Source organism: Serratia sp. PAMC26656, assembly GCF_016469055.2.
Taxonomy (GTDB): Bacteria; Pseudomonadota; Gammaproteobacteria; order Enterobacterales; family Enterobacteriaceae; genus Serratia; species Serratia plymuthica.
Map to the genome: position 1 here is coordinate 1,913,275 of NZ_CP150486.1, position 21,311 is coordinate 1,934,585.

General features: G+C 54.2%; 17 protein-coding genes. 4 read left to right on the top strand and 13 right to left on the bottom strand.

The genetic code is table 11. From position 1 onward, the window contains the following. From JEM67_RS09635 to JEM67_RS09670, 8 genes are all read right to left on the bottom strand, one after another. The gene (locus JEM67_RS09635) at window positions 1-1,971 is read right to left on the bottom strand and encodes an aminotransferase class I/II-fold pyridoxal phosphate-dependent enzyme (protein WP_199635111.1); all 1,971 of its coding nucleotides are present in this window, start codon (window positions 1,969-1,971) and stop codon (window positions 1-3) included. Then, entirely contained in the window at window positions 1,968-2,231 is a 264-nt protein-coding gene (locus tag JEM67_RS09640; protein WP_013812350.1) for a hypothetical protein, read from the bottom strand. The genes JEM67_RS09635 and JEM67_RS09640 overlap by 4 nt, the downstream gene beginning before the upstream one ends. Window positions 2,232-2,245: 14 nt before the next feature. Continuing rightward, window positions 2,246-3,271: a methyltransferase gene (locus JEM67_RS09645; protein ID WP_013812351.1), complete on the bottom strand. Its 1,026-nt coding sequence runs from the start codon at window positions 3,269-3,271 to the stop codon at window positions 2,246-2,248. Window positions 3,272-3,282: 11 nt separating this feature from the next. Continuing rightward, complete coding sequence (locus JEM67_RS09650) at window positions 3,283-5,844, bottom strand: aminotransferase class III-fold pyridoxal phosphate-dependent enzyme (protein WP_013812352.1); 2,562 nt, start codon at window positions 5,842-5,844, stop codon at window positions 3,283-3,285. Next, window positions 5,841-8,441 carry a biosynthesis protein PigD gene (locus JEM67_RS09655; protein ID WP_197927715.1) on the bottom strand — a complete coding sequence of 867 codons (2,601 nt, stop codon included), beginning with the start codon at window positions 8,439-8,441 and terminating at the stop codon, window positions 5,841-5,843. Before JEM67_RS09655 ends, JEM67_RS09650 begins: the two co-directional genes overlap by 4 nt. A gap of 167 nt (window positions 8,442-8,608) precedes the next feature. Next, a complete protein-coding gene (locus tag JEM67_RS09660; protein WP_199635110.1) occupies window positions 8,609-11,281 on the bottom strand; it encodes a PEP/pyruvate-binding domain-containing protein in 2,673 nt (890 codons plus the stop codon). Beyond that, entirely contained in the window at window positions 11,278-13,308 is a 2,031-nt protein-coding gene (locus JEM67_RS09665; RefSeq protein WP_199635109.1) for a DUF6041 domain-containing protein, read from the bottom strand. Before JEM67_RS09665 ends, JEM67_RS09660 begins: the two co-directional genes overlap by 4 nt. Beyond that, window positions 13,305-14,465, bottom strand: coding sequence for an acyl-CoA dehydrogenase family protein (locus JEM67_RS09670; protein WP_199635108.1), 1,161 nt, complete (start codon window positions 14,463-14,465; stop codon window positions 13,305-13,307). Before JEM67_RS09670 ends, JEM67_RS09665 begins: the two co-directional genes overlap by 4 nt. 832 nt (window positions 14,466-15,297) lie before the next feature. Here JEM67_RS09670 and JEM67_RS09675 point away from each other — a divergent pair. Beyond that, window positions 15,298-15,513 carry a hypothetical protein gene (locus JEM67_RS09675; RefSeq protein ID WP_004942827.1) on the top strand — a complete coding sequence of 72 codons (216 nt, stop codon included), beginning with the start codon at window positions 15,298-15,300 and terminating at the stop codon, window positions 15,511-15,513. A 65-nt stretch (window positions 15,514-15,578) separates the two neighbouring features. Here the strand turns inward: JEM67_RS09675 and JEM67_RS09680 are convergent, their stop codons facing one another. From JEM67_RS09680 to JEM67_RS09695, 4 genes are all read right to left on the bottom strand, one after another. Next, window positions 15,579-16,376, bottom strand: coding sequence for a DNA/RNA non-specific endonuclease (locus JEM67_RS09680; RefSeq protein ID WP_199635107.1), 798 nt, complete (start codon window positions 16,374-16,376; stop codon window positions 15,579-15,581). Between the two features lie 209 nt (window positions 16,377-16,585). Beyond that, window positions 16,586-16,897, bottom strand: a complete 312-nt coding sequence (locus JEM67_RS09685; RefSeq protein ID WP_041416554.1) for a hypothetical protein — start codon at window positions 16,895-16,897, stop codon at window positions 16,586-16,588. Window positions 16,898-17,136: 239 nt separating this feature from the next. Next, window positions 17,137-17,736: an NAD(P)H:quinone oxidoreductase gene (gene wrbA / locus JEM67_RS09690; RefSeq protein ID WP_013812359.1), complete on the bottom strand. Its 600-nt coding sequence runs from the start codon at window positions 17,734-17,736 to the stop codon at window positions 17,137-17,139. Between the two features lie 75 nt (window positions 17,737-17,811). Continuing rightward, window positions 17,812-18,432, bottom strand: coding sequence for a LysE family transporter (locus tag JEM67_RS09695; protein ID WP_199635106.1), 621 nt, complete (start codon window positions 18,430-18,432; stop codon window positions 17,812-17,814). 67 nt (window positions 18,433-18,499) lie between these two features. Between JEM67_RS09695 and JEM67_RS09700 the strand changes: the two genes are divergently transcribed. After that, on the top strand, window positions 18,500-19,423 hold the full coding sequence (locus JEM67_RS09700) for a LysR family transcriptional regulator (protein WP_199635105.1): 924 nt from the start codon (window positions 18,500-18,502) through the stop codon (window positions 19,421-19,423). Between the two features lie 141 nt (window positions 19,424-19,564). After that, on the top strand, window positions 19,565-19,738 hold the full coding sequence (locus tag JEM67_RS09705) for a hypothetical protein (RefSeq protein ID WP_013812362.1): 174 nt from the start codon (window positions 19,565-19,567) through the stop codon (window positions 19,736-19,738). On the opposite strand, the gene JEM67_RS09710 is transcribed toward JEM67_RS09705, so the two are convergent. Continuing rightward, window positions 19,735-20,310: a helix-turn-helix domain-containing protein gene (locus JEM67_RS09710; protein WP_013812363.1), complete on the bottom strand. Its 576-nt coding sequence runs from the start codon at window positions 20,308-20,310 to the stop codon at window positions 19,735-19,737. The two genes, JEM67_RS09705 and JEM67_RS09710, sit on opposite strands and share 4 nt — an antisense overlap. Window positions 20,311-20,377: 67 nt before the next feature. Here JEM67_RS09710 and JEM67_RS09715 point away from each other — a divergent pair, with 67 nt between their 5' ends. Next, window positions 20,378-21,295, top strand: a complete 918-nt coding sequence (locus JEM67_RS09715) for a DMT family transporter (protein WP_199635104.1) — start codon at window positions 20,378-20,380, stop codon at window positions 21,293-21,295. Window positions 21,296-21,311 lie beyond the last annotated feature (16 nt).

Consider the following 21,311-nt stretch of genomic DNA (forward strand, 5'->3'; position numbering starts at 1 on the left):
TTAGGCCTCCTTGGCGCTCGCCGGTTCTTTCCGGCGTACTGACGGGGTGACGGATACGCCGGTTTCCAGAGCGGACTCTACCAGTATGGCAAAGGCTTCATCCAGGTCATCCCTCGTGTGTTCACTGGTGATGCTGATCCGCAAACGCGCATCTCCGACGCTCACGCCGGGAAACACCACGGTTTGGCAGAACAGACCACGCGCCCGAACGGCACGACCAAAACGCAAGGTCCTGGCATCATCACCGACCACGATCGGCACAATGGCGGAATCCGAATGCTCAAGGTCAAACCCGGCATTCAGCAGCAGAGTGCGGAAGTAATAGATGTTGTCCCACAGTTGCGTTAAACGTTCGGGTTCACGCAGCATGATATCAATTGATGCGATCACGCCGGCCGCTACTGCGGCGGGAATGGTGGCGGCAAACACGTAAGAGTTGGAGTAAAAGCGCAAGAACTCCACGACATCGGCGTCAGCGCAAACAAACCCTCCTAATCCCGACAAGGCTTTGCTCATGGTGCCCAATTCCAGATCGACCTTGCCCTTCATATTAAAATGCTCTGCCGTGCCTGAGCCGGTTTTGCCCAAAACGCCGGTTGCGTGGGCATCATCAACCAACACTCTGGCCCCGTAACGTTCGGCCAGTTTCATTAGTCGCGGCAGATCAACGATGTCGCCGTGCATGCTGAAAACCCCGTCGGTTACAATCAATTTTCCGCCGGGATGATCTGCATATTTGGCCAGAGATTGTTCCAGACTGGTCAGCGAGTGGTTATAGATTTTACGCTGTGCGCCCGCCAGCTTGCAGCCATCCTGAATGCTCATGTGATTGATGGCATCGGTAAATACCAGGTCATGCCTGCTGGTCAGCGCCGAAATGCAACCCAGGTTAGCCGAATAACCAGAAGGGTAGACAATACAGTCTTCACGCCCTTTGAGTTTGGCCAGTTTGCGCTCCAGTTCCAGGTGCAGCACATTGCTGCCGGCGATGATGCGGCATCCGGTATTGGTGGCACCGTATAAACCGGCGGCGTCCTGAATGGCGTGAATGACTTCCGGATGGTTTGACAGCCCTAAATAGCTGTTGGAGCCGAACATCAAAAACTCGCGGCTTTTGCCGGTGGTTTCATCAAACATGACCGCCCGATTTTTACATGGGGTCTCCAGCGGCATGCCGTACCAGTAAAGCTGTTGCGCTTTTTTCTCTCGGTAAAAGGCTTGGAATTCCCGTGCCTTATGAAAAAGATCCGGGTGCTCAATACCGACGAAATCACGCATGGTGCGTGGATCGCCGATGTCATCGCAAGCCACTGGCGAGGCCGATGTCACCGTCGCCGCAGGGGCATCATTGTGGCTGGTGAGGGCCTCCCGATGTGCAGTTGGAACGCTGAAATGTGTAAACCACTGCGGGCCTTTTTCTTGTTCCAGGCGAGTTGCCAGACAGCGTTGCCACTCTGACAAGGTATGGCAGTATGTCAACGCGGTAGCGTCATGTAGCTGCAGTTGTTTCAATAAATCGCTTTGGGCAGACACCACCGCCACCGAGTCAATCCCCAGGTCTGCTTCAATGGCGGCATCGGGCGTCAGCTCTTTGACATCGTAACCACTGTGTTGGGCGAAAATCTGCTGGATCAGGGTGTTAAGCCACCGCTCGGGATCGTCGGTGGCGTCTCCCGTTGCACCAGGTTGTTGTTTCGGCAGTTGGAATTCACGCTGCAAAATGTGGTCGAGAGCATCCTGAATAGTTTTTATCTCTTGAGTCACCAGTGGCGTGCTCAACTGAAATTGCCGGGTCAGTGAGGCGGCAATTTCAGCCAGTGCAATGGAATCTATCCCCAGGTCATTTTCCAGATGACTGGTTAAGGCCAGCGCCGAAAGATCGTACTCGGTCAATTGCGCGAAGGTGTGTAATACGGAGTGCTTGAGGGCATCATGGTTTTGAGCCAATGCAGTGTCAGATTGAATGTTCATACCTCACCTCCCAGCACCGGATCTGTCTTCAACCGTTGAACCAGTTCAACCATCGCTTGTACCGAGGAAAAATTTGCCGGGTGGATCTCATGCATGCCAATCTTGACGTTGGATTCTTGCCGCAGGAAATCCACCAGATCAAAAATGGATGCGGAGTCAACGACGTTAAGCTCAAACAGCGGGGTATAAGCATTCAGCCCTTGCTTGTCGCCATCGAGAAATTGGGTGGCGATGTGGTGTATCAGTTTGCTTTCCAACATAGTGAACTCCCGTATTAATTGGTTGTTTTTTCGCCGACAATCAGGGTGCGAGGGCCGGGGATATCCATGATTCGGACCTGACTGAATCCTGCCTGCCTGAATCTGGTCAGATATTCCTGAGGGCTGCTCTCTATGCCGCCATCGGTAGAGACCAACATGTTCAGTGACAGCAATGCGGTGAACTCCGGCCCAGATTTGTCTGCATTTAAGGGGGTTTCCGAAGCGATAAATCGGCCGCCGACCGGCATCGCCTGGTAGATATTGCGCAAAATGGCCAATTGGGTTTCAGGGGCATAGTCATGAAGCATCCAGCCCAGATGGATCAGGTCATAATCGCCGATCGGTAAATCGCCGGTGATGACATTGCCTTCAACGACCTGGATGCGTTCGCCGTAACCCTGCGCTGTCAGCTTGTCGCGCAAGAACGCAGAGGCTTGCGGCAGTTCGCAAATGGCCAGCCTGATGTCGGAAAAAGCACTGGCGACAGCGATGGGCAGGTTGCCAATGCCGCTGCCGATATCTAAAAAAGCTCGATGTTGCGAGAAATCGTAATCGCGGATAAATCCGTCGATAAAGGGGGCGGCAAATTTGCCCAGGAATTCCTGAAAGTCAACTACGTCATCCGGATTTTGATACAGGATATCGAACCAACTGCGATCGTCGCCGAAGACGCTCTGACGCTGATGCGCATCATTTTCTACCGCCGATTTCAGCTTGCCCCACAGAGGGTACAAGAAGGTATCGATATGGCGGCCCAGCCATCCCAGCCACTGCGGCTGATCGCTGACCAGAAATGTCCGATGCTCCGGAGGCAGGTGATAGAGATCGCCCCGTTTTTCAAGATACCCCATGGCATGAAGTGCAATCAGCAACTGCTCGCTGGAACGCAGCGGACTGTCGATGCGCGTCGCTATCTGTTGCGCGTCGCGATCCTGATCGCGTAAATGATCGAACAGCTTTAAGGCCAGAGCGGCGGTCAGGGCTTTGGCTTGAAAAAAGCCCATCATCTGGTTCACTGCGTCTTGCTTGGTTAATGCCATTTCACAGCCTCCTATTCTAAAAAGGTGGATAGTTCATCGCACACCGTGGCGAATGCGCTGACGAAACGATCGATCTCTGCTTTGTTAATGGTGAGTGGGGGTTGAATGCGGATCACCGTCGAGCTGTTGGCGGTTATAAACGTCAGGATCTTGTGGTCCTGACAGAGCTTGGTGACAAACTTCATGCAGAACATTTCACCCAGCGACTGCTCCATGCGATCCATGGCCGCTTTCAAGTGGGCCTGCACTGGGTCGGGCAGGAATTTCCAGGTGGTGTGCCAGTCTCCGGGCAGGCGGGTGGCAAACTCGCGGGCAGAAGCACTGACCGCTCCGGCAAAGGTTTGATCGAACTGGATCCCCAGCATCAGACCGCGCCCGCGAATTTCTGCGACGAAGGGATAGCGTGCGGCGACATCGGTCAGCGCCTGTTTAAAATAGGCACCCAGCCGTTCGGATTGCCCGACCAGATCCTGGGCCAGGATCTCCCGCAAGGCGCTAAGCGCCACCACTGAAGCGACGTTGCCACCGCCAAAGGTCGAGCTGTGCACCAGGAAGCGGTCTGCTGTGCCATAGGCTTTCTGCCAAATATCGGCCCGGCACAGGGTGGCGCCAATGGGGAGAAGCCCACCGCACAGCGATTTTGACAGCATCAGAACGTCTGGCTCGATGTTATCCCATTCACAAGCAAAGAGTTTCCCGGTGCGTCCCAGCCCGGTTTGCACTTCGTCGACCATCAGTAAGGTGTCAGTCTGGCGACAAATCTGCTGAACCGCTTGCAGGTAACCGTCCGGCGGGATATGAACGCCGCCTTCCCCCTGAATAGGTTCGATCATCACGGCACCGATATCGTCGCGGTTCAGCACCTGACGCAATGCTTCTATATCGCCAAACGGCACTTCAACCATCGAGTCCAGCAGAGGGGTAAAATAGCGGCGGTGTTTGTCGCGACCGGTGATGGACAGGGCGCCCAGTGTCTTGCCGTGGTAGCTGTTCTTCAGGTAGGCGATACCCGGTTTACCGGTCGAGGCTTTGGCGATCTTCATGGCGGCTTCTACCGCCTCGGTGCCTGAATTGCTGAAGAAAACCCGGCCCATATTGCCTGGCGACAGCTGGCAGAGTACTTCGGCAAGCTTGGCGGTTTGTTCGGGAATTGAAATGTATTGAATAAAGTTGGGACCTTGAGCATCGAGATAGGTTTTCAATGCATCGATCACCGGCTGCGGGTTATGACCGAGATTGAGGCAACCATAGCCGGCCACCATATCCAGAAAAGCCTCGCCGTCGGTGGTGTAGAGCTGGGTGCCCGCAGCGCGGCGGAATACATTGTCGCAATGCTGCAGTTTGAGGAAATCCACCATCATCGGGTTAATAAACTGGCGATAACGGTCGAGACTGTCCTCCCGAGCGGGATCTTGCGCGATAATAGCGTCGATAAAGGCCAGACGCGTCTCGCTCTGTTTGGCAACATCCGACTCGCCGGCATAGATATCCTGGTGGTAGTAACGCTTGAGGTTAATGACGCTCTGGCGATCAATCCGCTCGCCATATGAGGCCAGAGGATAAGCCATGAAACCGTGGCGCTCGGCAATTTCACCGATCTCCAGCACCTTCTCCGGCGGCAGATAACGGCCCAGCGAGAAGTTTTCCCGGCGGTTCTCCAAAGACAACACTATGGTTTCCGCCATACAGCCATTCATCTGCTGTTTGATAGTCACATTCAGCGACTCACCTCCCAGCTTGACCGCATCCGTTGCCGTTACGCAGCCGCCATCGATAATCAGAATGTCATCCCGATTTGGGCGGGTGTCAGCCTTGATATCTCTGGGCAGCGCGACGTCGATAAAAATAGATCCAGGCTGCAATTTATACGGGTCGATCACGCCCCCCGCAGAAGTTGCCGCGGCAAAGAGTTTGCAACGTGGGTATAAGTCATTGGGGTCGCTGGTCAGGGTCACTTGCGCGTGATACTGGTCGGGCAGATGGCTGAGTAATTCTTCCCGGTCATGGTTACCGGCGCGGTGCAGCAAATGAAGGGAGAACCCCTGGGCAAGCAATAATCGACTCAGTGCCAGGCAGATAGAACCCGGATAGCCGACAATCGCCACCGGTTCCTGATCCGGTTTAATATCCAGCCAGGATTGAATTTGCATCATGGCCTTGTAACCGGCATAGGTGGTCAATGAATTGCCGGAGGTGACAGGAACCGGGGATTTTTCGGCAGTGGCTTCGCCACGTCGACCCACAATGGAAGTAAACCCGCCCAAACCAACCAGTTCTGCTCCTTCTCCGGCCAACTCTTCAATACCTTGCACTACCCGATTGGCGATGCCACGGGCATCGGCCAGCATTTCATCGGCGACCAGCGGCATATATTTGATCACCCCTTCGCAGGTGGCGCCGGTAGCCGAGGTGATTCTGGCAAAGTTCATAAATGGCACCAGGTTTTCGCGGACCCAAAGGTCACGTTTGTAACCGCTATGTTGCTCAGTCGAATTACGCTGCAGCAGGTCGAGCATTTTGACGTAACGTTTTAAACCAACCGAGGTCGGATGAGCGATAAATCCAAACTTCATGATGTGGCTTCCTTTGTTTGATCTTGGTCGAAGGCGGTACTGGTTGACTCCGGTTGCAGGGCGGCCCAGGCTTTGCGTTCTTGCAGCGCATCCTGATCGCAGGGGTCACGTTGCCAGCCTTTGGCGGTGGCCAGCGAGATGCCGTCACCTTCGTTGTTATGCCCCAATACCACGGAAAACAGGTTGAGACGTTTCGGGGTGGTCAACGCCTGGCGGATGGCGTCTTCATCGAAGTGGGTGAGCGTTTTGCCCTGGATGTGGAAGTTATTTATCCGTTGTTCGAACTCCGGTTGATCCACATTCACCAGACGCATTTGTCGTGATGTTCGATTAAATAGAATGCGTTCCTGGTAGGTGTTAATCACCGACAGGCCACCATTACAGAAATAAAAGACGGTGATGCTTTTATTAAGCAATTGCGGGTGAGTGAGAATATTGTCGATAAAGGCTGGCAGAATATCCGGCACTATCCCTTTGGCCCCGTCGCCGATAAACGCCACCACATGGCTTGGGCTGGTATAAGCCAGATAGCTGGTGGCCAATAGCGCATCGCCCATCAAGGCGCGGCCATACCAGCCGGAGAAACCGCGCCGGGTTTTCGCGACATTGCGCACCGCAGAGATACCGCAGCGGCCCACATCGTAGACGCCGGTAAAATCGAAGTTTTCCGTCTCGATTAAATTCTCTATCACCTGATTCAATTGGCAAAAGAAGTAGTTGGCCGACATCGGCAGGCTGGGCAATTGACTCACCACGTCGGAAGGGGAATCCAGATAGGCGGCAATCAGCGCCCGGCGTTTATCGCGCAGCGCGGGGCTGACGGCAAGATGGGCTTTTACGGCGCGCAAAAAAGCCAGGCAATTCATGTGCAGATGCACATCGGCATACGGCGACAGGTGCTGTTCATCATGGGTGAGTTGCACCAGATGCACCTTGCGCTCCAGGCGACCGTCGGAAAATGGCGTGGTGATCTGAGCGACGCGGCTCTTAATCATAAACAGACTTTGTTCGCTCATGGCGTTGAGCTTGTCGTTGGTGTGCAGATAGTTGTACACCCGTGGACTGTAGCCATAAATTGCCAGGGTGCCCAAATAATGGGGGTTACGTTTACCTTGGTAATATTTGGGGGCTGAACCTGGGTGCGCTAATGAGTCCACCAGCGCGAGGCCGGCAGCATCGGCAATTTCATGGATCAGGGCGTACTCGTCATCACTGACTGGGCCAAGTTGCCAAAGTACTCTCTCGGGGCCCTCGTTGAGCAGCGCCATCGCTTGGGTAAAGCTGTCGGTTATTGGCGGGACGTCATCGTTCGGCAGGTTGGATATCGATACCGGTTCCTCAATGTCGCCTTCCAGCGAAAGGGTAGATTCCAGCACGTTTTGCGTCGCCAGGATCACCACCGGGCCGAGGTTCTGATGATAAAGGCGAAATGCTTCGCTCAGACCGGCGACTATCCCTTCTACGTCGTCAATATAGACATACGGAATGCGTTTGGCGGTCAACACCTCACGCATGTCTTCCGTCGGCGTCAACGTACCCTGAAAGCCATACCACAGATTGCTGCGGTTTTCCGCCGCGACAATAATGCCCTGGGCCGCGGTTTCCTTCAGGTTGGTTAAGGTGCCCTTAAACTCATCCATCATGCCGGAGGTCACTATGCCCAAAAACGGTATGCGATAAAGCTGCCAGTTGGCCATGGCGCCACAGGCAATGGCATGTTCGTTGGGACCGCGCAGAATGAGCGCGCCACGGGCTTCGGCATGCCGGTCCAGATAACCGATTAAGTTGGAGATGACCGAGCCGGTGTAGTAAGACACCAACCAGCGGTTTGCGGTGGTGCGTTCAAAGAACTGAATCAACTGTTCGCCGAGGGTATTGTGCAGCGCCAATGCGCCGATCGGCTTGACCCGGCGATTGGTGTAATTCATTTCAAAAAAGTCCATCCACAGGCATAACAGTTCAGTCTGGAAGATCGCCGGATCTTCGCTGCGGACAATCTCGCGATATTGCTGGGGCAAATAACGGAACGGAGAACGCAATTCACGAATAAAGGCGACGGTCGAAAAGGTGGTGTAAAACGCCGGAATGCCGCTGGTTTGCAATGCGCTGTAAAATGCATCCAGATCGCGGTCAATTTGTTCAATGCTGTTGTCAGCGTGTGTAGGCGATATCTGGTCGTAGAACAACATCCCCAAATGGAATGCGGGGCGCTGTTCCAGAGCATGGGTGTAAATAATTTTACCCGTCGCCTCCGCCAGGCTGGCACATTGGATGATGCGGATATTGATCGTTTTATTCTGACTTTTCAGGAAATGGACGGCTTTTTCACGCGCTTCCAGATACAGCGAATCTGATTCCAATTCAAACAGCTTGGGGGGAAGCTCCGACTGGATATGGACACGGTTAAACACATAATCGCGAATGTCATTCAACACACTGAGCCCGGTCTGGAAAAATGCCGGATTACGCGTTACCACGACGACACCTACCGTGATGGTATCCGGATCCATTTCTCGACATGACGTTGGGTCCGCCTGCCAAATTTGCTCATAGGAAGCGGAGTTTGCTGGTCTTGCTTGTCCTGTCATGGTGCTCATGATCGAATTCCTTATGTAGCCAAAATGTAGTGATGACATGGGTCGATCGGGCAAATTTGGCACTATAAAGCCCGCAACGGTTCTGCCTGCGGCGGGGGGCCGTCTGCATCAACCATCGTTAAGTGCGGCGGGTCGCCGCGATTTATTTCTGTTGGGTAGGGCGTGGATCAGCCATCAGCGTCAGGTTCTTCTCCGCGTTGGATAATGACCGTTCCGCTATCGCCATCGAGGATCAGAGTGTCTCCGCTGGCAATCAGTTGGGTGGCTACTTTCAGGTTGACTACGGCGGGGATGCCAAACTCTCGTGCCACAATGCAACTGTGTGAAAGCGTGGATCCGATATCGGTGACAATACCGGCCGCCAGTGCGAATAACGGTGTCCAACTGGCGTCGGTAAAGCGCGCCACCAGGATTTCGTTGGGTTGAAGCTCACCAGCCTGGGTTGGCAGGTCGGTAATGACTCGCGCTTTTCCCACCACTTTGCCGGGGCTTGCGGCAAGGCCGGTGAATACGCCGGCGGTATTATCCGCTGCGGGGGTTTTCATTTTCGGCGTGTAGGAACCGATAATCGCCAACGGCGGCTCTTCAGCATGCAAGTTCAATAAATGCTGGTGGCGATTCTGATCGAGCAGTGTCTGCGCAAAAGCCTGTTGTGCTGGGATTTTACCCGCCATATAGGCGCGGAACTGCTCGAAATCGACATAAGGGAGGTCGCTCATTTTAACGACGCCCTGAGTTTCCAGGCGTCGCAGAACTTCCAGCATAATGCAGCGATAGAACCAGGTTTCGGTGATAAAGGTGGGGCGGGTGGCCTCACGGCGTTCGGCCATCACGGCATATAGCCTGGTCAGGGTTTTTAACTTGAATCGACCCACCCATGTCATTTCTTTGAACAGTGCTTCGCTGTCCTGATGACGCAGCCTTTCCGTTTCTCTGAGTTTCTTTTGCAGATCCACCGGGTGCTGCAAATACATTTTCATTACCTGCAACAGATAACTGGGATCATCATTCCAGCGCGGAATACTCAACTCAAATTCCTGGCGACCACGGGTGCCAAATTCAAACAGGAAATCCTTAAAATCGCCCTGCCAGAATGCACGGGAGATCTCATCTTCGGGCAAGATGCTGACCAATTCATTGGCGCTGTGCTGTTCAAACAGCGCTTTCAGCGCAGGTTGTTGATTGACCTTGTCCACCATTTTGATGATACCCAGCGTCACCTCAATGGTGCGCAGGTTGTTCATCGACGCCTTGATGCGATTTTGCAATCCCTGGCCCCGGCCTTTGAGATAGCGTTCGCAGGTTTGAGCCAGGGCGTCATAGAGGGCAAATGATTGCAGGAAAAAAGGCATGTAGGCGGCGCAACTGTCGAGGAAAAAGCGGTCAACCCGTTGCAGTTCTTGCTCCAGTTCAACCAGAGACAGGGCGGTTAAATCCAGCGCCAGAAAGCGGCGGGTTTCCTGTTGGCGTAAAGCAATCATCTGTTCGACGGTGTTGGCGGCACTGCGCAGATTGTGAACCTGCTGTCTGAGCCAATACCAACCACTTTTGACGTAGCTCCAGCCTTGCACGCCTTTCCCATAGGGATTCTCATAATGGCTGAAGTCAATGTCGGCGGTGGCATAACGGGTGGTGAATTTCATTTCATCACGGGTCGGCGGACACTGCCTGAGCATATAAGCCGAACCGGAAATATTCAGATAAACATAGCCCTGTATATACCCCATGTAGATTTGCCAATCGCTGATATCAGCAAGTCCCATGGTTTTAATCGCCGGGCCATGAATATGTTTCTGGTAGAACCGACAAAACGACAATCCCAGCGGCGTCATCAATCCAGTGACAATCTCTCCGGTGTCCATCCGCGAGAAAAAGGCCCGATCCTTGATCGCCTGATCGTTCTCCCAGGGATTGGCGTAGATAACCTGAGCAGGCTTGGCCTGGGTAGTGACAGGCCGTGCCTGTAGCAGCCAGACCTGGTTATCTTTTACCGCCCATTCAATATCCAGTTCGGTGCGGTAAATAAGTTGGGCTTGTCGGGCCAGGGTGACCAATTGACGCAGCTGCTCCGGGGTCAAACTGGGTATATCGCGTTTGGCCTCAGGGGTGGACAGTAGCGTCACTTGCCCCTGAGCATCCCGCTGGCAGTAATGCGATTTGTGGCGGATTTGCCGATCGCAAAGGTCGGCACTGGCTTTGTCCAGAGTGAAGCTGTCCGTGGTCACCTGTCCGGAGACCACGCCTTCTCCCAGGCCCCAGCAGCTGTCGATCACCACCTGATCGGCATTGCCGGTCAGTGGATCCTGGGTAAACATCACCCCGGCGGCATCGGCGTCCACCATCACCTGCAACACCACGGCAATCTCGCTTTCCGAGGCGTGCGTCTGGCTGTAGTGCGCCGTCCGTTCTGCCCATAATGACGCCCAGCAGGATTGCACCTTGCGTAATACATCCTCGGCGCCCTTAACATGCAGATAGGTGTCGTACTGTCCGGCAAAGGATTGATGTTGACCGTCTTCCTCCAATGCCGAGGAACGAACGGCAATGGAGGCGTCATCGCCCAATTGCTGATAAGCGTCGTTGATTGCCTGCTGCAAAGAGGTGGGCACATTAGCGCCCAGAATAATATCGCGTACCTCGCCTCTGGCACCCTTCGTCAATATCTGCCCGGGAACTGTGGCTTCAATAAATTGCTGGTAAGCTTGGGCGGTGATGCAAAATGCCGGCGGTACCGGCAGGCCGGCTTTGATTAGATGATTTAATGAGTACCCTTTACCGCCCAGATGGTGATGCTTCAGCATCGGATCACCGGAGAGTTCGACAATCAGTGAGCGACTCATGACGACATCTCCAGATTGGCGGCGAAATCTATTGGGGGGAACTCCTGAGCCAGAGCCGCTTTCACTGCCGTTGCCGCCTCAAGCCCGGCAGACACCGCACTTTCAATGTTGCCGATACCGACGCTGTCCTGATTGGCGAAATGGATGTTTTTAAACGGTTGGCGAGCAAGGTTAAACACCCCCTGCGCTTGTTGCCCGACCACGGAGGTCACCAGTCCCGCTGGCCAATACCAGATGTGGATATCTTCGATCATGCTGGCGGGGATCCCCAGGTTGCGCAGGACTTTGGCGATTTCGACATAGGTTTGTTGCTGTAACGCCACAAACTCGTTTTTTGCGGTACGATCCTGGCGCTCCGAGCGGGTGGTGGGTTTCAGCAAGGTCAGAACACCGACGTCGGCCCCCGCCTGATTATCCATCCAATTGGCGACCAGACAGGTGCCTGCTTTACACCAGGAATACGGCTCGTTGGCTGCGTCAGGTTCGATCAGATAACCGCCGAATGAATGACTGAGCAGGGGCTTTTCCAGCAAGACATTCGCTAGGTAATAATCTTCGTGGCGGATTTGCTCGAGTGCGGCCAACTGTTCGGCAGGCAGCGCCGGTAACCAGTTTGCCAGTTCGGTTTTGGGCGCAGCCCAAATCACTTGTCGGGCTATCACCCGACTGAGTTCGCCATTGACGATGACCTCAATGAGCGTCCCGTTTGGCTGAGGGGTGATGGCTTGCAGTTGAGCATGGCTTTGCAGCCGGATAGTGTCATGGCCGCTCAGGTAATCGTACAGACCGGCGCTGATGCCGCCATTTCCCCCTGGCAGCGTGACCAGATTTCCGCGCAGGTAGCCGACCAGAAAATGCAATCCGACATAGGCAGATACGTCATGAATATCCAGACACTCAACCCGCAGTGTGGTGACCACGGCATTTTCCACTAACTTGCCCAGTTTACGCGGTGGTTGCAGATGTTCCGGCAACGGGCCGAGTTTGTCCGGCTCAAACAGATAGTCGTGAAGGGAAAGGTTATCCAGCAGCGCCATGTGCTCATGACTCCAGGCGCTGTCCGGTGTCCAGGGCAGACTTGGATAGTGTTTGCTGCGTGGGGAGAATTTATCCAGAAAAGTATAAAGCTCGGCAAAAATAGGGTCACCCAGTTGCTTGGCTGCCACGACATAAGGTTTACCTATAATCGCATGTAAAAAAAGTTGGCCGGTCAGTCCCCAAACCGAGAGTTTGAGCAAGTAGGCGGGGTATTTGAGAAAACCCAGGGTGACCTCACCCAGGCAACGGAGCAGTAAAAAGGTATCGAAAAAAACCAGGGTATCTTTTTCATTGGATTTGTAAGCCTGATCCAGGCCGATTTTTTTCAGCAGGCGCATCATGGACGAGTCTGGCTGCGGTTGCTGAAAACAGACCCCGGCGATGGGGAATTTCAGCGTGCTGACGGTGTTATAACGGGCATTTCCGCCGAAGGTTGGGCTTTTTTCCAGAACCAGAACCCGCTTGTGGGGCAACTCAGTGGCCGCTGTCAAACCAGAGACGCCGCCACCAATAATCACCACATCATATTCGTCTTCCAGTGGCGGGGACGTGGGGGGGGCAGGGAGCGTAACGGGCGTTGAAAAGGCGCGAGTGGGGAAGGTCCGTGGCTGCGGCTTGCGGCGATATTGCACATGCAGCATATAAAATGCGGCCAGAGCGAAGAGGGCGTCTAAAAATATGACCTGCGGCTGGGAATGATGTAACAGGGTGACAAAGATGGCCATCATCAGCAGTTGACCGTAAATCACTAACGTAGTCCAGAGCGGGTTAAGCATCAACACCAACCCCGATCCGAACAGCACTGCGCCTACCAGAATATTGACTGCTGCGCCGTGTTCCGCCAGCCAGAAAGTGATCCCCTGATACCAGGTACCCTGGTTGGCAATCGCCGCTAACTTGAGAGTTTCAGCCACACTTTCCAGTTCAGGGAAGGCTTTGGCCAGTCCCGCCAGCATATAAAGAACGGCAAAGAGTCGTTGAATAATCATAATACCGTTCCCCGTAAACCCAACTTACGGGCCACAATTTCTCTTTGGATATCATTGGTGCCGGAGAAGGTCCGACTGGGGATCATATTCAACAGATGGCGAACCAGACCAAGCTCTTGATCCATGGCGGCTCCACCAAAGGTTTGGATGGCATCGAGGCCGGATTGGACCGCGTATTCAGAGATTAACAGCTTGCTCATGGCGATATCGGCTTCAGCCTCAAGACCTTGATCGTGTCGCCAGCAGGCGCGATAGAGCATTAACCGGCACTGTTCCAAGCGTAACTTCATATCAATAATGCGATTGGAAACTGACTGGAATTGGCCTATCGCCTTGCCAAATTGCCGACGTTGCTTGGCGTAGGCCAGGGTGGTTTCGAGCAGGCGCTCCATCGCGCCGATAAACAGGGCGGACAGACAACCTTTCTCCCATATCATCGAGTCATGGAAGATCGCGCCTCCCGCCCCCGGTTTGCCGATCAACTGGGATTGCGGGATAAAGAGATCTTGAAAAGTCACCTCACTCCAGGGGCAATTGGAAAGACAATCTTTTGGGCGGACTTCGCCCACGGATAATCCCGGCGTGCCTTTTTCGATCAGAAAAGCCGAAACGCCCATAAAACCGTGGTCAGGATTAGTTTTGGCGTAAGCGATAAAGAGGTCGGCGATAGGGGCGTTGGTGATAAAAACTTTATTGCCGTTAAGTATATAGCCACCGTCGCAGGGCTGTGCCGTCGATTTCATACTATAAATATCCGAACCGGCATCGGGTTCGGTTGCGGCATTGGCCGCAATTAAGCTGCCGGTGACCAGAGGTTCAAGATATTTGGCTTTTAATTCACTGGAACCAAAGCGATAGAGCGGAATAACGCAGGCACATAAGTGGGCGCAGAGTGAGAATGAAAGGCCTATATCGCGGCTTCCTCTTCCCAGGGCCTCTATCATCAATGCGGTATCTAAAGCCCCCATTTCCAAACCACCAAAGGTGGATGAAACAGGGCCACGCACAAAACCATAAGCGGCCGCTTGTTTCCATAAATCAATGTTTACTGTCTGTTGCGATAGCCTGGAGTGTGCATTTGGATCCAGAACATTAAAGGCAAAACGATAGGCTGACTCATACAGTTCCACCTGATTATTTGAGAATTTAAAATCCATGCAACACTCCGCAACCTATAACATTAATTAAATTTGCTAATACATATAACTGCGAGGAAGATAAATCACAAACGCATGCAATGCTATCAAATGTAAATAAATGTTTATTTTTGTGGTTATATGTTGCAGTTTTATTAAAATTTTGTTTTATCTAATTGTTTTTTATTGGGTTTATAAAATGACGTCTTTGACATAATAAATTACAAACATCAATGTGTTTAATGTAAATTAAACTAAACATATTAAATTATTAATTATTGATGTGCTAATTAATTTATGCGGAGGAAGTCTTTTGGGGTTGATTTTTAATATTGATTATTAAGGCGTTTAAATCTGATCGCGTATCCGTTAATCCGAAAATAAATCCCATGATCCATGACATTATTATCATCTTAATTATCTGCTACCTGATATTTTGTTATCAGGGTAATCAATGTAGGTGTATATCACCCAGCAGTATTAGATAGGGGAATTGCATTGTTCCAATGTGCAAAATCACTGCTTGTCATGCCCGTCATTTTTCGAGCCGACCACAGACCGATATGAACCTGATGAGCGACTTCTTTAACGGTGGGCATCACGATTCTTTTAGGTTTTGGTCTTCTCGGATTCTAGTGGGCGAATCGTCGTTGGTGAGTTGTCCGCACATCGTGAGAGCATGTTTATTCGCTTCCCCGTTACTGAAGTCCTCCCTGCGTAAACTGTCACACCGTTTTTTCCCCAATCTGTTCGATGTCATCCCCGGCAGATGCGCCGCCAACGCTTGATCAGGGCAGTGCAAAGGTTAAAATAGAGTGATGCGATTGCGCTTAACTCTTTCATGGAGATAGAGATGAACTGGTATCAAGTGGCGTTATGGACCATGATTTTTCTGAAGTCCGGGGCGTTCCTGGTGTTCGTTTGGTGGTGGATGTTCAAGCGTGCAACCAAGCCTTATGTTCGCCCGGAAAATGTCGTCATTGATGAAACCCCAGAGGATGAAAATCTGACCATGGAAGACGTTATGAAGAAACACGGGATTACACGCGTGGAAAATCAAACTCAATAACTCGGTCCCGGTATAGACAGCCCCCGGTGATAACCCCGCACCCTTTGAGCGCGGGGTTGTTGGTTTTAGCTCTTGCAGCCCATCAGCTCCGGCAGCACCCCTGGCTTGTTCTTCAGTGAAGCCTGCACATCCTCCGGCAGACCCGCCCAGATAATCAGCCCGGTGCGCTTCTCGATCTCGCTGACCGTTACGCGGTACTGGCAGAAATCGGCACTTTTCGGGGTGTTTTGATCAAACAAGAACGCGGCGTAGTGGTTCACTTCCGGGCTGCTGTTGATGAAAATCACCTTCCAGTAGGCGCTGGGGATAGTGTGCGCTTTTTGAGTCCCCGGCAGTTTGCCCATATCACGTTCATACAGCGGGCCGGTGACGGTATACACCGAGCTGATATCCGCCCGGTCAATCAGCTTGCGTTCCTGATCTTCCAGCCGCGCCCAGGATCCCTGGTTCAGATCGGCCTTCTGCGGCGTGATGTTGGAAAGGTAGTTCAGCGACTCCCAGTCAGGCACCCCCGCCAGCGAGGCCAGCGGTGCCTGATGCCCACGGTCAACTTTCAACGCCGCATTGGCGCCGGTGTAATCCGCCGGTACCAGCGTATCAGCCGGGTTCAGCGCTGGGTCGGTTTTCCAGTTGCGATCTTTGCCGCTGGCCGGCGTGTCCTTGGTGATGTGGTAAGCCACCCAGTTGGCGAACTTGGTGCTGCTGTTATTGTTCAGAGTATAAGCGTGGCGAACGATAGATACGTTGCTACTGCCACCGGTCGGGCAACCCACCGCGCAGTTGTCGATGGATTCGAGCGTTTCGGCCGAAACCTGAGTGGCAAACAGCAGGGCGGCCAGGGCTAACATCTTGTTAAAGCGCATATTCATATCCTCAATAAGTTAAAACATACTGTATTTATTTACAGTGTTTTTAACTTATATCAGTGAAATGAATACAACAATGCAACACATTCAGGTTATGAATGTGCTACAGCTGATACACAAAGTTGTGTCGAATTGGAGGGGAAATCGAGAGCGGCGATAGCAGCAGGTGGCTAACCTTCGATACCACCGACTAATAAGGCTGGTGTTTATTCCAACAGGTTATTTACGGTGCGGCGCACATACTGCGTCATCTGCGCCAGATCGTCAGGCGACACTGGCCCTCCGCCGGCACGTACTACCTGCTGTTCTATCTGGGCGATCTCCTGCTCGACCTTATTGGCAATCTGCACCTTGACGATTTTATCCACCGACGAGAGCAGGACTTTCAACACCACTTTCAACGCAACGTTCTCGCAGAACGAGTCGTAGTGGTGAACTGCCGGCGGCGCAACGGGTGGCTCGGGTGCGCGCGGGGCCATAGCCTTGAAACTGTCTACATTTTCAATAATAAGATCCATGTCTCTTATTAGTTCATCAAAATCTTTAGACACTGACTTATTTCCCTTCGCTATGCGCAAAAACAGAACGCCCGCCATCAGGGCCATTGCCGGTGATAGACGGGCAGAACGAATTTCGACCGTGACGTTCAGGTAGTGAATGGCAGGCTGAGCGGCATTTTAACCTTGCAGCGGGTTGGCAACAAGATGGGGCCGAACGAATCCGCGGCCCCACCGGGTAGATAACGGAAGGTTATTGCTTAACTTTTCAGCTTGGCAGTGATTTTCGCCACGTGTTCGCCCTGATAACGGGCAATGGTCAGTTCTTCCTGGCTGGGCTGACGCGAGCCGTCACCCCCGGCGATAGTGGTCGCGCCATAGGGCGTACCGCCACGGGTGTGGGAGACGTCAAACAGTTCGGGCGTGGCGTAGCCGATCGGAACGATAATAAAACCGTGGTGCGCCAGCGTGGTCCAGGTGGAGGTGATAGTGTGTTCCTGGCCGCCACCGGTACCGGTGGACGAAAATACGCTGCCGACCTTGCCATACAGCGCGCCGGAAGCCCACAGTCCCCCGGTTTGATCGAGGAAGGTGCGCATCTGCCCGGCCATGTTGCCAAAGCGGGTAGGGGTACCGAAGATAATGCCATCGTAATCGGCCAACTCCTGTGGCGTGGCGACAGGCGCTTTTTGATCGCTTTTACCGCCGGCCTTGGCGAAGGCGTCCGCCGGTATGGTTTCCGGCACCCGTTTCACGGTGACTTCAACGCCGCTGACCCTGCGCGCACCTTCTGCTACCGCTTCTGCCAGGGTTTCGATATGCCCGTACATTGAGTAATAAAGGACCAAAACTTTTGCCATGTTGCGTTCCCCGCTCGGTGATTGAAAGAAATGCCCCATAAGCATAGAAGTGAATGCTGAACTTATCCTTGAACCTTATTTGATGCCGGCTACCGCCAGCAGCGCACCGAAGGCGATCAGCAGGCCGCCAAAGGCTCTGTCGATGCCTTTACGCAGGCGCAGCAGGCGCGCATTGACGCCCGGCGCGGAAAACAGCAGCGCTACAGCGGCAAACCAGAGAATATGGGCAACCGCAATAAACAGCCCATAGCCGATCTGCACGCTGAGCGGCGTCTGCGGATTGACCACCTGCATGAACAGGCTGACGATAAAAATAGTGGTTTTAGGGTTCAGCACATTGGTCAAAAAACCGGTCTTCAGCGCGGCTAAGTCACTGGTGGCGGCTGTGTCTGCGTGGGAAGAGGCAGCGGCGGCAGCCCCGGCGTGGCGCAGCATGCTGACACCCAGATAAATCAAATAGGCGGCGCCGATCGCCTTCAGCAGAGTAAACAACCACAGCGACTGTTGGATCAACACGCCGACACCGACCAGGGTATAGCTCACGTGGATCACCACACCGGCGCCGATACCGCAGGCGGTCAGCACCCCGGCGCGGCGGGAAAGGAGCAGGCTGTTGCGTGACACCATGGCAAAGTCCGGCCCGGGGCTGATAACGGCGAGTAAAGTGATGGTGACGACGGCGAGGAGTTCAGTCATAGTTATCCTGTAAAAAATCAGAAGAGAGTGGCTGATTTATAAGAGGAATAGCCGGCGGTGACAAACGATGAAAACTGACAGTATCAGTGAGAAAAACTCACGCAAAATTAATCGGCCGCTGTCACTGGGCGGGCTGCGCTGCTTTGAGGCCGCTGCGCGACTGGAAAGCTTTACGCAGGCGGCGAGCAGCCTGAACCTGACGCACGGGGCCGTCAGCCGTGCGGTCAGAGCGCTGGAAGATGAGCTGGGGATTGCGCTGTTCGAGCGCCGCCACCGGCGGGTATATCTTACGCCAGCCGGGCACACGCTGTTTCAGGCGTCTCAGCAAGCATTCGGCATTCTGGATCATACGGCGCAAACGCTGCGCCAGCAGGCGCAGGACGCGCCGCTGGTGTTGTCGTGCGAGCCAACGTTATTGATGCGCTGGTTGATACCGCGTCTGCCGGCGTTTCAGCTGGCGCACCCGGAAATCAACCTGCAACTGGTGGCCGGTGGCGGGCCATTTTCGTTTCATGACGGCATTACCGCCGCTATCCGGCGTAACGATTTTGACTGGGGGGATAAGCTGCACAGCCTGGCATTGTTCAGCGAGCGGGTTGGACCGGTGTGCAAACCTGAAACGCTGCGGCGCTGGGTAACCCTTGGCGACGGCCAACCGCGGTTGAGCCACGACGCGGTACTGCTGCATTCCGCCACCCGTCCCGATGCCTGGCGGCAATGGGCGCAGGGGCAAGGCGTGGCGCTGACTGGCCGGCCGGAGCAGCGTTTTGACCATTTCTATTTCAGCCTGCAGGCGGCAGTGGCGGGGATGGGGATTGCCATCGGCCCGTGGCAGCAGGTACGCGATGATGTGGCCGCCGGTTTGCTGAGCGCACCCTTTGGTTTTACGCCGGATGGCAGCGGTTACTGCCTGTTGTCGCCACAGGAAATCAGGCCGGGCAGCGCGCTCGCCCGGCTGGCGGACTGGCTGAAAATCAGTGCAGACACCTGAACTTTTGTTCCAGCCGCTGCCGTTGCCAACGGCTGAAAACCTCTGGCAGCAGTAGGGGGCGCACGACAGGCGAGTGACACCCGCGGCCGACGAGGGCTAAACTACACTTGCAGTGTGTCCGGCCCATTAACGGAGGAAACAATGACATCATTTCGTGGCATCAAACGGGTATTGCTGAGCGACGGCGCCATCAAACATGTGGTCGTGGAGGACGATGTGGGCGATGAATGCACCTTCGCCGCCAAAGACTATATTTCCGAGGGGATCCAGCCGCCGTTGGAAGAGCTGCCAGAAGTGGCGGCGCTGGATGATTAAAAGGTGACGTTGCGGATAAAACGCAGCGGCCGATCGGTGCGGTTGACGTAGGCATAGTGCTGATCGCTGTTGAACACCTGGGTTTCACCGGCATCCAGCGTCAGGGTCTGTTGTTCCAGCACCAGCGTCAGGCTGCCGGTGATCACATAGATAATTTCGTTCCAGCCTGCGGCATCCGGCAGCGAGTCGTAACGTTCGCCCGGCATCAGCGCCCATTCCCACAGCTCCACCCGCTGACGTGCGGGCACGCTGGCGACGAACACCGCCTGGCTTGCCGGCTCGCGCCCCTGCCAGGCCAGCTCACCCACCAGATGATTGCCGCGTGCTTCCGGTGCCTGGATCAGATCGGTGAAGGCGATATTCAGCGCCTCGGCAAGTTTGTCCAACACCGCCAGGCTGACGTTGCGGTCACCGGCTTCAATCCCGGCCAGCATGCGACGGCTGACGCCGGATTTTTCCGCCAGCGCCATCTGGCTTAGCCCGGCTTGCTGGCGGTATCCGCGCAGGTTGCTGCTCAGATATTGCAGCACTTTGAGCGCGTCATGTTTTTCATTGTGCACTATATTGCTCATCCGCAGGCATTCCCTCATACTGGTGCGATCTGTGCATTATATTGCACCCGGCATTAAGGGCAAGTCAGTGTCTGCAGTAAAAAAATCCTTTATTTCCACGCTTATTTTCAAAATCAAACTTCAGGAAGCGGTGCTGATTTTCATCACCATGATCTGGGGCGGTACCTTTTTGGCCGTGCATCACGCCATGCAGGTCAGTGGGCCGTTCTTTTTCGTCGGGCTGCGTTTTGCCGCCGCCACGTTGGTGCTGACGCTGTTCTCCCTGCGCACCCTGCGCGGGTTGACCTGGTATGAATTGAAAGCGGGCGTGTTTATCGGCATTGCCATCATGTTTGGCTACGGCCTGCAAACCGTTGGGTTGCAAACGATCAGCAGCAGCCAATCGGCGTTTATTACCGCCATGTATGTGCCGATGGTGCCGTTGTTACAGTGGCTGGTGCTGGGGCGTTTTCCCGGCGTGATGTCGTGGGTCGGCGTTCTGCTGGCGTTCACCGGCCTGATGCTGCTGGCCGCGCCGAGCAGCGCGGATATGACGCTCAGCGCGGGCGAGATATTGACATTGATCGGCACGCTGGGCATGGCGGCCGAGATCATTCTGATTGGCGCCTATGCCGGTAAGGTGAATATCAAACGGGTGACAGTGGTACAACTGGGGACGGCATCGCTGGCCTCGTTCCTGATGATGGTACCGACCGGCGAGGCGGTGCCGCCGTACACCAGTTATCTGCTGTACAGCGCGATAGGACTGGGCATCGCCAGCGCCATGATTCAACTGACGATGAACTGGGCGCAGCGCAGCATGTCACCGACGCGCGCTACGGTCATTTATGCCGGCGAACCGGTCTGGGCGGGGATCGTCGGGCGTATTGCAGGCGAACGTTTACCGGGGGTTGCCCTGTTGGGCTGCGGGCTGATTGTGTTGGGCGTGCTGGTCAGCGAACTGCGCATTCGCCGCAAAAGCAAGGCAGCGGCGCTGGCTGAATAAGGCCCGGCAGGCCGGG

What these genes read in the sequence shown, in the direction of transcription:
- JEM67_RS09635 (WP_199635111.1), bottom strand. Translation starts at nt 1,971, where the DNA reads ATGAACATTCAATCTGACACTGCATTGGCTCAAAACCATGATGCCCTC.
- JEM67_RS09640 (WP_013812350.1), bottom strand. Translation starts at nt 2,231, where the DNA reads ATGTTGGAAAGCAAACTGATACACCACATCGCCACCCAATTTCTCGAT.
- JEM67_RS09645 (WP_013812351.1), bottom strand. Translation starts at nt 3,271, where the DNA reads ATGGCATTAACCAAGCAAGACGCAGTGAACCAGATGATGGGCTTTTTT.
- JEM67_RS09650 (WP_013812352.1), bottom strand. Translation starts at nt 5,844, where the DNA reads ATGAAGTTTGGATTTATCGCTCATCCGACCTCGGTTGGTTTAAAACGT.
- JEM67_RS09655 (WP_197927715.1), bottom strand. Translation starts at nt 8,441, where the DNA reads ATGAGCACCATGACAGGACAAGCAAGACCAGCAAACTCCGCTTCCTAT.
- JEM67_RS09660 (WP_199635110.1), bottom strand. Translation starts at nt 11,281, where the DNA reads ATGAGTCGCTCACTGATTGTCGAACTCTCCGGTGATCCGATGCTGAAG.
- JEM67_RS09665 (WP_199635109.1), bottom strand. Translation starts at nt 13,308, where the DNA reads ATGATTATTCAACGACTCTTTGCCGTTCTTTATATGCTGGCGGGACTG.
- JEM67_RS09670 (WP_199635108.1), bottom strand. Translation starts at nt 14,465, where the DNA reads ATGGATTTTAAATTCTCAAATAATCAGGTGGAACTGTATGAGTCAGCC.
- JEM67_RS09675 (WP_004942827.1), top strand. Translation starts at nt 15,298, where the DNA reads ATGAACTGGTATCAAGTGGCGTTATGGACCATGATTTTTCTGAAGTCC.
- JEM67_RS09680 (WP_199635107.1), bottom strand. Translation starts at nt 16,376, where the DNA reads ATGCGCTTTAACAAGATGTTAGCCCTGGCCGCCCTGCTGTTTGCCACT.
- JEM67_RS09685 (WP_041416554.1), bottom strand. Translation starts at nt 16,897, where the DNA reads ATGGATCTTATTATTGAAAATGTAGACAGTTTCAAGGCTATGGCCCCG.
- wrbA (WP_013812359.1), bottom strand. Translation starts at nt 17,736, where the DNA reads ATGGCAAAAGTTTTGGTCCTTTATTACTCAATGTACGGGCATATCGAA.
- JEM67_RS09695 (WP_199635106.1), bottom strand. Translation starts at nt 18,432, where the DNA reads ATGACTGAACTCCTCGCCGTCGTCACCATCACTTTACTCGCCGTTATC.
- JEM67_RS09700 (WP_199635105.1), top strand. Translation starts at nt 18,500, where the DNA reads ATGAAAACTGACAGTATCAGTGAGAAAAACTCACGCAAAATTAATCGG.
- JEM67_RS09705 (WP_013812362.1), top strand. Translation starts at nt 19,565, where the DNA reads ATGACATCATTTCGTGGCATCAAACGGGTATTGCTGAGCGACGGCGCC.
- JEM67_RS09710 (WP_013812363.1), bottom strand. Translation starts at nt 20,310, where the DNA reads ATGAGCAATATAGTGCACAATGAAAAACATGACGCGCTCAAAGTGCTG.